The following is a 15,990-nucleotide window of genomic DNA, read 5'->3' as shown; positions in this document are numbered from 1 at the left end:
TAAATAAGATTGACTCAATCAGGATACTGCTTCAAACATTTGTTTGAATATCGCAGGTTGCAAAACTTTTTGCGTTTGTTGCTTATCTAAATAGATTGAAAGTGCGGCACCATTTGCGCTGATATCATTGGCACGAAAATGTAGACCAATTCCTTCTGTATCAAAAAACCAATTGGCCTGCTGCCAATCCAGTTGCTTGGGGGCAAACGATTGTAGCGCTGAGTCTTGTGCCTGTAACCATGCTCGATATTTCACTTGAATCATTTTATTCAAGGCTTTGTGCTGCTTGGGCTGAATTACCTCTAAAAGCGTTAAGTTTTTTTGTTGTGCTCGATCTGCCACATAAAAATATTGGCGCTCTTGCACATTGGTGTCGCCCTGCTGGCTATCGACTGAAATATTTAACAGTACATATTGATGATGTTGTGTCGCAATCTGGGTACTGAGGTTCAGTTGATAAGCTTTATTTTTATTAAATTCATGCTGCCATGCAATTGATTTTTTTACATAGGCATCAACCGCTTGTTGTAACGTTAAAGTGGGTTTTTCACCCGTTTGCTGTTCCAGCACACGGGCCACTTGCTGTTCAATCCATTGATTGATCCACGGGTCTTGGGTCTGAATACTTTGTAATTTCAGTTCAGTGCAGTCTTTCACTTTACAGGCTGGCAGTTGATAAGCCGCAAGCTGTTGCTGAATCACTAAAGCAGGAAGTTGGCTTGCGGTCGTCTCAACTTGCTGCTGATGTTCAGGTGCTGGACTGCAGGCACTGAGACTGGTCAACAGCAGACTCAACAAGATCGCTTTCGAGCCATGAGTTATTTTTGCTGTCGTTATTGCTTGGGCTTGGGGTTGAATCGGCAGACCGGGCTTAATCTTATTGTTCATGTTGTGCATCAGCTCCGAAGCTCCAATTGATTGAATTTAAACATAACAATAAACAAGAAATTCTGACAGAAAAACAGCTTCACCAGGAAGCTGTTTTTGATTTATTTCAAACTTGAACGACTGGGGCCATTCAAGCCCATCAATCACAATGCTCGCGCATCTGCAACTTAGTGCTCACGCGTAGAACGGAATTCGATATCTGGATAACGTTCTTGCATCAACTGTAAGTTCACGCGACTAGGTGCCAAATAGGTTAAATGACCACCGCCATCCAGTGACAATTGATCATGTGCTTTCTTTTTAAATTCATTGAATTTCTTTTCATCGCTACAAGTCACCCAACGCACGGTATTAATGTTGACTGGCTCGTAAATACAATCGACTTTGTATTCTTCTTTCAAACGATAGGCGACCACATCAAACTGGAGTACCCCAACCGCACCCACAATTAAATCATTGCTGATTTGTGGCATAAACACTTGGGTTGCGCCTTCTTCTGAAAGCTCTTTTAAGCCTTTCTGGAGTTGCTTCGATTTCAGTGGATCACGTAAACGTACCCGACGGAACATTTCTGGCGCAAAGTGTGGAATCCCTGTGAAATGCAGATTCTCACCTGAGGTAAAGGTATCACCAATCTGAATGGTGCCGTGGTTATGCAAACCAATGATATCGCCTGGCCATGCTTGTTCAAGTTGCTCACGCTCACCCGCCAAGAAGGTCAGTGCATCACTGATGCGTACTTCTTTTCCAATACGCACATGGTTCATTTTCAGGCCTTTTTCATATTTGCCTGAACAGATGCGCATAAAGGCAATACGGTCACGATGTTTCGGGTCCATATTGGCTTGAATTTTAAATACAAAACCAGAAAAACCAGCTTCAGTTGCAGCAACTTCACGCTCTTTGGTCGGATGCGCTTTCGGCTCTGGCGCCCATTTTAGGAAGGCATCAAGCACGTGATCGACTGCAAAGTTCCCCAAGGCTGTACCAAACAGTACAGGGGTTTGTTTACCCTGTAAAAATTCTGCATGATCAAGCGGTTCATTGGCCATTTGCACCAACTCAAGCGATTCTTCAAACGCTGCAAAAGCCAAATCACCCACTTTTTCACGGATATCTGGATAGTCATAACCATCACGAACTTCAATGTCAGTAATGGTTGAACCAAAACCGGGCTTGTACATATACAGTTTATTTTCAGTCAGGTGATAGACCCCAACGAAGTCACGTCCCATACCAAGCGGCCAAGTAATTGGCACACAGCGGATTTTTAGGACATTTTCAATTTCATCAAGCAATTCTAATGGCTCACGAATTTCGCGGTCCATTTTGTTGACAAAGGAGATGATCGGCGTATCGCGCATACGACACACTTCCATCAATTTAATGGTACGGTCCTCGACCCCTTTGGCACCATCAATCACCATCAATGCAGAATCTACCGCGGTTAGGGTGCGATAAGTATCTTCAGAGAAATCTTCATGCCCTGGGGTATCGAGCAAGTTCACCACGTGTTTTTTATAAGGGAACTGCATCACCGAGGTGGTGATCGAAATCCCACGCTCTTTTTCCATTTCCATCCAGTCGGAAGTCGCACCACGATCCGATTTACGGCTTTTTACCATTCCAGCGACCTGAATCGCCTTACCCCATAACAATAATTTCTCTGTCATGGTGGTCTTACCCGCATCGGGATGCGAAATGATAGCAAAGGTTCTACGTGCCTTTACCTCTGCCGCTAATTCATTTTCAAACATAGTTAAAGTCTGCAATTTGTACACACATGAAGACACCAAGCATAAGGTGAGTGATTTCGTGTGAAGGGAAAATTCTAAAATTGGCGCAATTGTATATGAAGATGCGTTTGGCTTCTATGCTTTCTAAGCAAACACCTGTGGGATCACTGGCATGAGATTTGCAATTTAGCCAGTCTAAAAATAATGATTTTGGAGCACAAGGCATGCGTGACACCACTGTAACGGATTCTTCAAATTTTCCAGATCCGACCAATCCCGATATCGGCACCCAAAGTAATGGCAATCAAGCCGCCAATGAAACCCTCGAAGATTACACCCTGCGCTATGCCCCGCACAGCTTCAGACGTTGGAGCCCCAAAGTGGTTGCGATTACGGCCCTTGGTGGTATTGCCTATTTAGCTGACTTTTCGATTGGTGCCAGCATTGCCATGAGTTACGGCACCCTCAATGCAATTTTCTCGATCTTATTTGCCGCACTGATTATCTTTATGACCGGCATTCCCCTCGCCTACTATGCTGCGCGCTATAACATTGACCTCGACCTGATCACTCGTAGTGCAGGCTTTGGCTACTACGGCTCAGTCATAACCAGTATTATTTTTGCCAGTTTTACCTTTATTTTCTTTGCACTCGAAGGCGCGATTATGGCGCAAGGGCTGCTGGTCGGACTCGGCATCCCGCTGTGGTTGGGATATATGATCTCGACCTTTATGGTGATTCCTTTGGTCATTTATGGCATGAAAGCCCTAAGTACCTTACAAGTTTGGACCACCCCAATCTGGCTAATCCTGATGTTTGGCCCAGTGCTTTACTTGTTCTATCAACAACCCGATTTAATCACTCACTTCATTGGCTATAGTGGCCAAAATGCTTATCTGCCCATGGATATGGCTGCGATTATGCTCGGTGCTGGTATTTGCTTGGCCTTAATTATGCAAATCGGCGAACAAATTGATTATTTACGTTTTATGCCTGCAAAGACCAAAGAAAATCGTAAAGCGTGGTGGATTGCGGTGATTGCAGCCGGTCCAGGTTGGGTCATTTTAGGAGCCATCAAACAAATTATTGGTGCATTCTTGGGCTTTTATTTACTCACCAAAATTCCGGGGGTGAATGCAACGGAGCCTGTTCTACAATTTAACGTGGTCTTTCATGACATGCTACCCGACTGGTTGGCACTGACCTTGGCTGTGATTTTAGTGGTCATTTCACAAATTAAAATTAATGTCACCAATGCCTATTCGGGTTCCTTGGCGTGGACCAGCGCCTATGCGCGGGTAAGTAAACATTATCCGGGGCGCACCATTTTCGTATTGGTCAATCTTGCGATTGCCTTGGCGTTAATGGAAGGCAATATGTTTGCAGTATTGGGTAAAATTTTAGGCTTCTATTCTAACTTTGCCATTGCTTGGATTGTGGTGGTCGCAACCGATATTGTAATCAACAAGTACCTGCTCAAGCTCTCACCGAAACATCCCGAATACCGTCGCGATATGCTGTATAACTTCAACCCAGTCGGCCTAGTTTCATTTATTGCCGCAGCAGGTCTGTCGATTGCCGCCTTCTTCGGTCTACTCGGTGACTTTCTTGCAGCCTATTCACCACTGATTGCACTGCTCGTTGGTCTGGTGTTGACCCCATTGATGGGCATATTGACCCGTGGAAAATACTATCTAAAACAACCTAATGATGGCATTAAACAACCACGTTTTGATGTGGAAGGCACGCCAGTTGGCACGCTTTATTTTTGTGTGGCCTGCGAACAAGATTATGAACGTCCAGACGTGATGTATTCACACCAACATCAAGGCGTGATTTGCTCATTGTGTAAGACCTTGCAGAAGTAGGTTCAACTAATTCAACCCATTACTCCTCATAAAAATACCCCAATACGTATATTGGGGTAATTTTTATAACTTATTTAAAAGGTAAGAATAGCGCTTTAGCCAATCACAGCTATATTATTCTGTACCCATAAACTAGCGGTATCACTATTACTATTGGCGAAGACATTATAGAGTTGACCATGATAATACTGACTGCCCAACGTCGACCATGTAGTCAAATCAATCGAGACTGAGTCGGTCACTCCACCTTCAACAATCAATACATCAGTAGTGGTGGAAATATCCAAGACATCCTGTAAAGTCACCGTCAGTTTATTTGCATTATTGTCACCTAAATGAATCGCTTCAATATCAGTGATTTTAGCCATTATATCGGCCAGCATTAAATCGCCCGTCGCATCCCAAATCAGCGTATCGGTACCTGCACCACCTTTCACCGAATTAAAATTGGTGTCTTTAATAATAAAGTAGTCATTGGCACTACCACCGATCAGATCCGTTGCACCATTTCGACCATCTAGCGTAGTCACACCATTGGTCGCAGTAAGTACGCCGGTACCATTCAGATAATCAGCCGTTATTGGAGGTGCTTCTCCATCGCCACGAATCGTACCATCAGCATTAACAATGACCATTTTCACGTCTGCAGTGGTTGAGTTGATCGCATAATCTGAGGTGCTCGCATTAGACCAAGTGACTACATAGCCCCCATCTTTTAATGCCGTGACACTTGGTAATAAGTCGACCCCCCCTGTGCCATCAACAGTCTGAGTTGAAACCAATGTTTCACCACCGATTTTATTACCTGCAGCATCATAGGCTTGGCTATAGACTTCACTCGATGAAATAGAGAGCATCTTAACCCATACAACCACATAACCACCTTGCAACAAAGCTGCACCACTAAAACCGCCAGTTGACATAGTATTAAAACCCATGCCATTGACACCATTGGTAGTGGTATTGACCATTTTCTCAGTTGCATCTAATGGTACTAGGAGATTATTTATTGCGTCATAGTTAAAACGTTTTGAATAGACATCAAAGCCATCCATTGTGCCTCCATTTGTAATAGATGTTGCACTTAGATGGTTTGACAACCATAGATTAACAAAACCACCTTCCTTTAAAGTAAAAGCTTTGGCGCCAATCTGCCAACCATTGTCAAAAGAGTTAGCATCTGTTTTCACTAATAGTTGAGAGCTATATTTCCCAGTGCCGTCTAATGCATAATCATAAATCGCGATAACTTGTTTAGAAGGGCCACCACCTACAGTATTGTTTTGGGCATATTGCACTAAATATTGACTACCACCTAAACTAACAGCGCTTAGACTCTCCGAGTTACCAGAAATTAAGCCTCCTCGATTACCTGTAGGTCGGTTATATTGGTCATAAATATAACCAGCAGCATAATCCCCAATCAAATTGGTTATATTTTGTGCGGTTGAAAATGGTGTTGCTTGATTTTCCCCAGCAGCAAAAACGTTATAATTATGGATCGCTCCCGTAGTAAAAACAGCTACTTTACCATTGCTAGTTTCTACAAAGTTATAGCCAAATTTATACTCGCCACCACCATTAATTTGCACTTTAGATTGGAGTGTGCCGTCTAAAGCATACTTAGTGATAAATGCATTTCTACTCTCGTATGTCGTGTAAGACACCGTCAGTGTATTATCTGCATTAACAATAACCCCTAGGCTCCCTTTGTTATTCCACATATCATTTCGATCAGCATAACCTTCTGAATATAGTATTCCTCCTGTTGGGGTATTGGTCAGATTAACTAAGCCCCCGATCGCATTTCCTTTTTGATCATAATGTTGCATGACAATATCGTAATTTGAAGCACTACTTCCCGTTTGTTTATTTTGATTCTGTGCCCATACCAGCACATAGCCACCATCGGGCAAGCCCACTACTTGGGCATTGATATCACTATCATCACTTTTGTTCGCAACAGTCACAACTTTCGGTTGGATGACGGTAATCGGATCAAGTGTAGAAATCTGACCACCCGTACTTCCATCTGCAGGAACGACATTACTTTGTACGGTATAGTTACCAGCACTGAGTTGATTGGTTCCCCAGTTAATGGCATTAATTTTCCAAGCATTATTGGCACTATCAATTGTAAGACCATTTAGTCCATTCGGCCCATTGGCACTGCTAAAGGTTCCAACCAAAACCCCTAAGCTATCATAAATTTTTAAAACTAAGTTCTCACCACTTCCCAGTTTCGCCGTACCAAAGAAAAGTGGCTGCTGTGACATATAAGTCGGTGTTGGGCCTGTATTTATCGTCACATCACGAAGTACTGTAAGTTCATTTGTGGTCGAGTCACTAATAAAGTTACCAGCGGCATTTACTTTTTGTGCCAGAACATCATAACTTACATCTGTTTTCCCATCGAAATTGAGCGCATTAGCATTTGGAATAATTAAAGACCATGTTCCCGCAGCGACATTGACCGTCAAGTTGCCATCACCTTGCTTATAAACAATACCATTAACAGTCACTTGAATATAATTACCCGCAGCCAAGCCGCCCGTAAATGTACCTATGATCGTTGGAGTAGTATCAGCTGTGCTTGATGCAGTGACATTGATAGAACCAGTAGGTAAGGTTGTGTCTACCGTAAAACTAAAGTTTGGACTATTACTACCACCATTGCCTGCTGCGTCAATCACTTTTGCATAATAACTATACGCACCATTTGCCAGACTACTAAGTTGATAGGTCCATGTCAGATCGGCTGCAACCGTTGCCGTACCGATTAAGACATTGCTTGAATTATAAATTGCAACTTGTTCACCAGCCTTCAGTGCAACGTCAAGATGACCATTTAAAAGAGGATTTACTTCATCTGTCGTTGTACCTGAAAGATTATTTCCTTTAAGTACTCCTGTATCATCTTTATAGCTATCTATACTGGCAAGCTGAGTTGGCGCAAGCGTATCGTAATCCTGACTACCCGTTGCAGCATTGTTTCCATTACCGGCTGAATCTTTTACAATTCCTTGAGCAACACTAACCGTAATGTTTCCCTCACTATTTGCTGTTGGTGTGACTATAAGCGTATAGGTCCTGTTATCGACCTTGACCAGTGTTGTAGCAGTACCGCCTGTAAATTGAATTTGCTCAATGGCGAAATTAGTAACGTCTTTATCAAAACTAAAGGTAAACGTTACAGGTCCATTGGTCACACTCGATGAAATATCATCTGTAATCGTTAAATTCAACGGTACTAGATCTGCCGTGAAGTTACCATTGCTGGCATCTAAAGTCGCACCCTTACCATTGTTGCCTGCCAAATCGGTATAGCTGTTGTCGGCCACACTGATGCTTGGTTGCGCTGTTCCTTGTTGAGTGAAGGTGGCTGTCCATAACGTATTTGTAACTTTAATAAAGTTCGTCAGTGTTCCACCAGCGATCACAACATCACTGCCATCAAAGCCTGTAACCCCTTCGCTGAAAGTGAAACGGATCGTCGTCGCCTCACCGATTGAAAGTTGTACATCATCAGCCGTAATCACCAAGGTTGGAGGCGTCGTATCACTGGTGAAGCCACCATTGCTGGCATCTAAAGTCGCACCTTTACCGTTATTTCCTGCCAAATCGGTATAGCTGTTGTCCGCTACACTGATGCTTGGCTGCGCTGTCCCTTGTTGGGTGAAGGTTGCTGTCCAAACGATATTGTCGGTGGTGGTTAAGTTGCTAATCACCCCACCCGCAGCCACGATATCACTGACATCAAAGCCTTTCACCGCTTCACTAAAGATGAAGGTCACCGTCACGGCTTCGCCTGCTGAAAGAGCAACATCGCTGGCGGTAATGGCCAAAGTCGGAGGCGTATTATCACTGGTGAAGCCACCATTGCTGGCATCTAAGATCGCACCTTTACCGTTATTTCCTGCCAAATCGGTATAGCTGTTGTCCGCTACGTTAATACTTGGTTGCGCTGTGCCTTGTTGAGTAAAGGTGGCGGTCCAAACGATATTGTCGGTGGTGGTTAAATTGCTAATCACCCCACCCGCAGCCAAGATATCACTGACATCAAAGCCTTTCACCGCTTCACTAAAGGTGAAGGTCACCGTCACGGCTTCGCCTGCTGAAAGAACAACATCACTGGCGGTAATAGCCAAGGTCGGAGGTGTATTATCACTGGTGAAGCCACCATTGCTGGCGTCTAAGATCGCACCTTTACCGTTATTTCCAGCCAAATCAGTATAGCTGTTGTCTGCCACACTGATGCTTGGCTGTGCTGTGCCTTGTTGAGTGAAGGTTGCCGTCCAAACAATATTGTCCGTCGTGGTTAAGTTGCTAATCACCCCACCCGCAGCCACGATATCACTGACATCAAAGCCTTTCACCGCTTCACTAAAGGTAAAGGTTACCGTCACGGCTTCGCCTACTGAAAGATCAACATCACTGGCGGTAATGGCCAAAGTCGGAGGCGTCGTATCACTGGTGAAGCCACCATTGCTGGCATCTAAAGTCGCACCTTTACCGTTATTTCCTGCCAAATCGGTATAGCTGTTGTCTGCCACACTAATACTTGGCTGTGCTGTGCCTTGTTGAGTAAAGGTGGCGGTCCAAACGATATTGTCGGTGGTGGTTAAATTGCTAATCACCCCACCCGCAGCCACGATATCACTGATGTCAAAGCCTTTCACCGCTTCACTAAAGGTGAAGGTTACCGTCACGGCTTCGCCTACTGAAAGATCTACATCACTGGCGGTAATGGCCAAAGTCGGAGGCGTCGTATCACTGGTGAAGCCACCATTGCTGGCATCTAAAGTCGCACCTTTACCGTTATTTCCTGCCAAATCGGTATAGCTGTTGTCTGCCACACTAATACTTGGCTGTGCTGTGCCTTGTTGAGTAAAGGTGGCGGTCCAAACGATATTGTCGGTGGTGGTTAAATTGCTAATCACCCCACCCGCAGCCACGATATCACTGATGTCAAAGCCTTTCACCGCTTCACTAAAGGTGAAGGTTACCGTCACGGCTTCGCCTACTGAAAGATCTACATCACTGGCGGTAATGGCCAAAGTCGGAGGCGTATTATCACTGGTGAAGCCGCCATTGCTGGCATCTAAGATCGCACCTTTACCGTTATTTCCTGCCAAATCGGTATAGCTGTTGTCCGCTACGTTAATACTTGGTTGCGCTGTGCCTTGTTGAGTAAAGGTGGCGGTCCAAACGATATTGTCGGTGGTGGTTAAGTTGCTAATCACCCCACCCGCAGCCAAGATATCACTGACATCAAAGCCTTTCACCGCCTCACTAAAGGTAAAGGTCACCGTCACGGCTTCGCCTGCTGAAAGAACAACATCACTGGCAGTAATAGCCAAGGTCGGAGGTGTATTATCACTGGTGAAGCCACCATTGCTGGCGTCTAAAGTCGCACCTTTACCGTTATTTCCTGCCAAATCGGTATAACTGTTGTCTGCCACACTGATGCTTGGTTGCGCTGTGCCTTGTTGAGTAAAGGTGGCGGTCCAAACGATATTGTCCGTCGTGGTTAAGTTGCTAATCACACCGCCCGCAGCCAAGATATCACTGACATCAAAGCCTTTCACCGCTTCACTAAAGGTAAAGGTTACCGTCACGGCTTCGCCTACTGAAAGATCAACATCACTGGCGGTAATGGCCAAAGTCGGAGGCGTATTATCACTGGTGAAGCCACCATTGCTGGCGTCTAAGATCGCACCTTTACCGTTATTTCCTGCCAAATCGGTATAGCTGTTGTCTGCCACACTGATGCTTGGTTGTGCTGTGCCTTGTTGAGTAAAGGTTGCCGTCCAAACAATATTGTCCGTCGTGGTTAAATTGCTAATCACCCCGCCCGCAGCCAAGATATCACTGACATCAAAGCCTTTCACCGCTTCACTAAAGGTAAAGGTCACCGTCACGGCTTCGCCTGCTGAAAGAACAACATCACTGGCAGTAATAGCCAAGGTCGGAGGTGTATTATCACTGGTGAAGCCACCATTGCTGGCGTCTAGGATCGCACCTTTACCGTTATTTCCAGCCAAATCGGTATAGCTGTTGTCTGCCACACTGATGCTTGGTTGTGCTGTGCCTTGTTGAGTGAAGGTTGCCGTCCAAACAATATTGTCGGTGGTGGTTAAATTGCTAATCACCCCACCCGCAGCCACGATATCACTGACATCAAAGCCTTTCACCGCTTCACTAAAGGTAAAGGTTACCGTCACGGCTTCGCCTGCTGAAAGATCAACATCACTGGCGGTAATGGCCAAAGTCGGAGGCGTCGTATCACTGGTGAAGCCACCATTGCTGGCGTCTAAAGTCGCACCTTTACCGTTATTTCCAGCCAAATCGGTATAGCTGTTGTCTGCCACACTGATGCTTGGTTGTGCTGTGCCTTGTTGAGTGAAGGTTGCCGTCCAAACAATATTGTCGGTGGTGGTTAAATTGCTAATCACCCCACCCGCGGCCACGATATCACTGACATCAAAGCCTTTCACCGCTTCACTAAAGGTAAAGGTTACCGTCACGGCTTCGCCTACTGAAAGATCAACATCACTGGCAGTAATGGCCAAGGTCGGAGGTGTATTATCACTGGTGAAGCCACCATTGCTGGCGTCTAAGATCGCACCTTTACCGTTATTTCCTGCCAAATCGGTATAGCTGTTGTCTGCCACACTGATGCTTGGCTGTGCTGTGCCTTGTTGAGTGAAGGTTGCCGTCCAAACAATATTATCGGTGGTAGTTAAGTTGCTAATCACCCCACCCGCAGCCACGATATCACTGACGTCAAAGCCTTTCACCGCTTCACTAAAGGTGAAGGTTACCGTCACGGCTTCGCCTACTGAAAGATCAACATCACTGGCGGTAATGGCCAAGGTCGGAGGCGTCGTATCACTGGTGAAGCCACCATTGCTGGCATCTAAAGTCGCACCTTTACCGTTATTTCCTGCCAAATCGGTATAGCTGTTGTCCGCCACACTGATGCTTGGCTGCGCTGTGCCTTGTTGGGTGAAGGTGGCGGTCCAAACGATATTATCGGTGGTGGTTAAATTGCTAATCACCCCACCCGCAGCCACGATATCACTGACATCAAAGCCTTTCACCGCTTCATTAAAGGTAAAGGTTACCGTCACGGCTTCGCCTACTGAAAGATCAACATCACTGGCGGTAATGGCCAAGGTCGGCACAGCTGTATCAACGGTCGCATTGGTTTCTGGTGAAGTATTGCCTGCGGCATCTGTCGCAGTCACTTTGATTTGATCACCATCTGTTAAACCTGGATTTGGTATCGTCCAGTTACCGTTTGCATCTGCTGTAGTACTTACTACCGTGCCATCGGGTAGGGTCACTTTGACGGTACTGCCTGCTTCTGCACTGCCTGTAATCGGTGAACTTCCATTTGGTGGATTGACCACAGGTGCTGTTGGTGCTGTCGCGTCAACGGTCGCATTGGTTTCTGGTGAAGTATTGCCTGCGGCATCTGTCGCAGTCACTTTGATTTGATCACCATCTGTTAAACCTGGATTTGGTATCGTCCAGTTACCGTTTGCATCTGCTGTAGTACTTACTACCGTGCCATCGGGTAGGGTCACTTTGACGGTACTGCCTGCTTCTGCACTGCCTGTAATCGGTGAACTTCCATTTGGTGGATTGACCACAGGTGCTGTTGGTGCTGTCGCGTCAACGGTCGCATTGGTTTCTGGTGAAGTATTGCCTGCGGCATCTGTCGCAGTCACTTTGATTTGATCACCATCTGTTAAACCTGGATTTGGTATCGTCCAGTTACCGTTTGCATCTGCTGTAGTACTTACTACCGTGCCATCGGGTAGGGTCACTTTGACGGTACTGCCTGCTTCTGCACTGCCTGTAATCGGTGAACTTCCATTTGGTGGATTGACCACAGGTGCTGTTGGTGCTGTCGCGTCAACGGTCGCATTGGTTTCTGGTGAAGTATTGCCTGCGGCATCTGTCGCAGTCACTTTGATTTGATCACCATCTGTTAAACCTGGATTTGGTATCGTCCAGTTACCGTTTGCATCTGCTGTAGTACTTACTACCGTGCCATCGGGTAGGGTCACTTTGACGGTACTGCCTGCTTCTGCACTGCCTGTAATCGGTGAACTTCCATTTGGTGGATTGACCACAGGTGCTGTTGGTGCTGTCGCATCAACGGTCGCACTGGTTTCTGGTGAAGTATTGCCTGCGGCATCTGTCGCAGTCACTTTGAGTTCATCACCGTCTTTTAACCCTGGATTTGGGGCTGTCCATTTACCATCAGGACCTGCAATCACTTCTTCGGTTGTGCCATCAGGATAGGTCACTGTAACCGTACTGCCTGCTTCAGCTTCTCCAGTAATTGGGCTATCCCCATTCGGTGGATTTACTTTAGGTGGGTTTGGAGCAATCGTATCAACGGTCGCACTAGTTTCTGGTGAGGTGTTCCCTGCGCCATCGGTCGCAGTCACTTTGAGTTCATCACCATCTTTTAACCCTGGATTTGGAGCTGTCCATTTACCATCAGGACCTGCAATCACTTCTTCGGTTGTACCATCAGGATAGGTGACTGTAACCGTGCTGCCTGCTTCAGCTTCTCCAGTAATTGGGCTATCCCCATTCGGTGGATTTACTTTAGGTGGGTTTGGAGCAATCGCATCAACGGTCGCACTGGTTTCTGGTGAGGTGTTCCCTGCGCCATCGGTCGCAGTCACTTTGAGTTCATCACCATCTTTTAACCCTGGATTTGGAGCTGTCCATTTACCATCAGGACCTGCAATCACTTCTTCGGTTGTACCATCAGGATAGGTCACTGTAACCGTACTGCCTGCTTCAGCTTCTCCAGTAATTGGGCTATCCCCATTCGGTGGATTTACTTTAGGTGGGTTTGGAGCAATCGCATCAACGGTCGCACTGGTTTCTGGTGAGGTGTTCCCTGCGCCATCGGTCGCAGTCACTTTGAGTTCATCACCATCTTTTAACCCTGGATTTGGGGCTGTCCATTTACCATCAGGACCTGCAATCACTTCTTCGGTTGTGCCATCAGGATAGGTGACTGTAACCGTGCTGCCTGCTTCAGCTTCTCCAGTAATTGGGCTATCCCCATTCGGTGGATTTACTTTAGGTGGGTTTGGAGCAATCGCATCAACGGTCGCACTGGTTTCTGGTGAGGTGTTCCCTGCGCCATCGGTCGCAGTCACTTTGAGTTCATCACCATCTTTTAACCCTGGATTTGGGGCTGTCCATTTACCATCAGGACCTGCAATCACTTCTTCGGTTGTGCCATCAGGATAGGTGACTGTAACCGTGCTGCCTGCTTCAGCTTCTCCAGTAATTGGGCTATCCCCATTCGGTGGATTTACTTTAGGTGGGTTTGGAGCAATCGCATCAACGGTCGCATTGGTTTCTGGTGAGGTGTTCCCTGCGCTATCGGTCGCAGTCACTTTGAGCTCATCACCGTCTTTTAACCCTGGATTTGGGGCTGTCCATTTACCATCAGAATCTGCGACCACTTCTTTGGTTGTGCCATCAGGATAGGTGACTGTAACCGTGCTGCCTGCTTCAGCTTCTCCAGTAATTGGGCTATCCCCATTCGGTGGATTTACTTTAGGTGGGTTTGGAGCAATTGCATCAACGGTCGCATTGGTTTCTGGTGAGGTATTGCCTGCCGCATCCTTGGCCGTGACTTTGAGCTCATCACCGTCTTTTAACCCTGGATTTGGGGCTGTCCATTTACCATCAGAATCTGCGACCACTTCTTTGGTTGTGCCATCAGGATAGGTGACTGTAACCGTACTGCCTGCTTCAGCTTCTCCAGTAATTGGGCTATCCCCATTCGGTGGATTTACTTTAGGTGGGTTTGGAGCAATCGCATCAACGGTCGCATTGGTTTCTGGTGAGGTATTGCCTGCGGCATCGGTCGCAGTCACTTTGAGTTCATCACCATCTTTTAAACCTGGATTTGGCAAAGTCCATTTGCCATCAGACCCTACGATCGCCGTATCTGTGCTGCCATCAGGATATGTCACTTTGACTGTACTTCCAGGTTCCGCTGTACCTGTGATTGGATCTTTAGCATTCGGCGGATTGACTACAGGTGCATTTGGTGCCGTCGTATCTTTATCTGGCGTAGAGTCTTTATTATCATGCGATGCTATCGCAATACCAGCCGCTACCGCTGGTATTGCAAGCCAAGCCCAAGGATTCATCGAGTCTGCGCTAAATAGTAATGGCTCAATACTTTCTATAGTCGTTAATGTAATATTCTCAAGTGATACACCATTGGCATCAATAAATTGCGCCCATTTTAATTGATGTTGCTCATCCTCAAAGACCAAGCTGTTTTCAGTATCATCCTTTCCATTTGGAAAAAAGTTAACGATGACAATCTGCTCTCCAGATTTTAAAGTGATTACTGCATTATTCCCATCTCTTTTTACTTGCTGAATATCTTCAGCATTTGCTTTTACAATAACAACAGATGCTTCAGACAACGTTACATTGCCATCAACATTATCTTGCAATACATTATGGGATTCTTTAGATACTATTTTTAATTGGGACATATTTTTCATCCTCTGGATTACATGTCATTTTATATTTAACGTTTCTCAATATCATTTAATATATAAATAAACATTAACTAACTTATTAGTGTAGAACCCCACAAACTAGCATACAAAAAAAAAATCGAAAGCATCCTACTCCAAAATATTTAAATCCACTAAATCAAATAACCACAAACAATTGTTTATAAAGAAATTAAAAGGAAAATACAGATAAATAAACTTAAGAAATTAGTATTCAATTATTGCAGCTCTTAAAAACCCAATATAATACATCCTAGAAAATTACAAATATTAAAAGATGGCAACAACAACATGAAACTAAAAAAAATCACCCAGTAATGATGAAATAAAATAAAATCAACAAAAATATTAAAACTAGTTATTATATTAAAAACAACCACCCAAGATTACAATTCAATTCAAATAACCACTTAACATGAGAAATAAAATATAATAAAAAATTCAATAAAATCCAATAGATCTAAATAACAAATCTTTTATTGTCGCCTTATAAATAAATAGGTTTATTCTTTAATAGTATGCATCCAAGGTAATAAATATATTCGCTATGATTAATACCCCTCATAGCGCACTGTCATATTTTTGTATACACGTGCCCTCGGATGAAAATTACAATTAAGGGTGTGCTTAATTATGCTACACCTAAAAATACTGATCATGATCTATGTTACTGTGCTAACAATCACATGCTTCGTCACATAGAACCTACACAAGAATACATTTCGATCTGCTCAACTGTAACGACAAATAACTCATGTTTGCACTTACTCGTATTAGTCGAACCAAAGTAACATTCTAGATCATTGGATCTGCACGCCCAGATCTGACGTAAGCTTCAGAGTTTGCATATTATTTTTTCAATCATGAATCCGAATTAAATATTTTCTTGCTTGAGAACAACATGAAAAATACGAT

At 44.9% G+C, this 15,990-nt stretch carries 3 protein-coding genes and 1 pseudogene; 1 reads left to right on the top strand and 3 read right to left on the bottom strand.

The window, feature by feature from the left end:
• Nucleotides 1-18 precede the first annotated feature (18 nt).
• Both FD716_RS02640 and FD716_RS02635 read right to left on the bottom strand, forming a co-directional pair.
• Nucleotides 19-888 carry a hypothetical protein gene (locus FD716_RS02640; protein WP_139850820.1) on the bottom strand — a complete coding sequence of 290 codons (870 nt, stop codon included), beginning with the start codon at nucleotides 886-888 and terminating at the stop codon, nucleotides 19-21.
• A gap of 167 nt (nucleotides 889-1,055) precedes the next feature.
• Nucleotides 1,056-2,645, bottom strand: a complete 1,590-nt coding sequence (locus tag FD716_RS02635; RefSeq protein WP_139850819.1) for a peptide chain release factor 3 — start codon at nucleotides 2,643-2,645, stop codon at nucleotides 1,056-1,058.
• 203 nt (nucleotides 2,646-2,848) lie between these two features.
• On the opposite strand from FD716_RS02635, the gene FD716_RS02630 reads away from it, so the two are divergent.
• Nucleotides 2,849-4,492: a purine-cytosine permease family protein gene (locus tag FD716_RS02630; protein WP_228714899.1), complete on the top strand. Its 1,644-nt coding sequence runs from the start codon at nucleotides 2,849-2,851 to the stop codon at nucleotides 4,490-4,492.
• 95 nt (nucleotides 4,493-4,587) lie between these two features.
• Here FD716_RS02630 and FD716_RS19475 read toward each other — a convergent pair.
• Nucleotides 4,588-15,039: pseudogene (locus FD716_RS19475) on the bottom strand (Ig-like domain-containing protein); the annotation flags it as partial.
• Nucleotides 15,040-15,990: the final 951 nt, after the last annotated feature.

It is taken from the genome of Acinetobacter pullicarnis, assembly GCF_006352475.1.
Classification (GTDB): Bacteria; Pseudomonadota; Gammaproteobacteria; order Pseudomonadales; family Moraxellaceae; genus Acinetobacter; species Acinetobacter pullicarnis.
Note: the sequence above shows the minus strand (reverse complement) of the source record. Positions and strands in the feature narration are given on the sequence as shown.

Coding starts and splice junctions, on each gene's coding strand:
- FD716_RS02640 (WP_139850820.1), bottom strand. CDS start 888: ATGAACAATAAGATTAAGCCCGGTCTGCCGATTCAACCCCAAGCCCAA.
- FD716_RS02635 (WP_139850819.1), bottom strand. CDS start 2,645: ATGTTTGAAAATGAATTAGCGGCAGAGGTAAAGGCACGTAGAACCTTT.
- FD716_RS02630 (WP_228714899.1), top strand. CDS start 2,849: ATGCGTGACACCACTGTAACGGATTCTTCAAATTTTCCAGATCCGACC.